This is a genomic window from Pseudoalteromonas sp. SR44-8, assembly GCF_014163635.1.
Classification (GTDB): Bacteria; Pseudomonadota; Gammaproteobacteria; order Enterobacterales; family Alteromonadaceae; genus Pseudoalteromonas; species Pseudoalteromonas rhizosphaerae.
On the sequence record NZ_JACJDS010000097.1, the window covers coordinates 1 to 542 of the forward strand.

Below are 542 nucleotides of genomic sequence, written 5' to 3' on the forward strand. Positions count from 1 at the left end.
GTTACTGTGATCTAATAGATATTATTCACCCACGGTAAATTGTTATGGCCAACTACAAGCCTGACTTATCCTGCCAAAATAAATTCATTCCAATCAATTTTGCTGAGCAAATATTGCCAGGTACATTTGAGTATGCGCTTTGTTATATTGTCGAAAATAAACTCGATTTGTCGGGCTTTGACGCGTGGTATAACAATGATAAAACGGGCGCCGCTGCGTATCCTCCTTCAGTGATGCTAAAGATTATTTTACTTGGTTACGCACATGGTTTGGTTAGTAGCCGCCGTATTGCTAAGGCGTGTGAGACGAATATTTTGTTTATGAGTGTGTCGGGGGACATCCAGCCGCATTACACATCAATCGCGGGTTTCGTGGCCAAAATGCATGAACAGATTGAGCCACTATTTACGCAAGTATTGATGATATGCGACGAAGAAGGCTTGATAGGTCGTAACATGTTTGCCATTGATGGATGCAAATTGAAATCGAATGCGAGTAAAGAATGGAGCGGCACATTCGATGAGCTAGGGCGTAAAAAAGCA

1 protein-coding gene is annotated in these 542 nt (G+C 42.1%); it reads left to right on the plus strand.

Going from position 1 to position 542, the window contains the following annotated elements; all coding sequences use genetic code 11:
- Window positions 1-44 precede the first annotated feature (44 nt).
- Window positions 45-542 (plus strand): transposase (locus tag H5183_RS21485; RefSeq protein ID WP_182732690.1); only part of this gene is annotated, 498 nt, incomplete at its 3' end.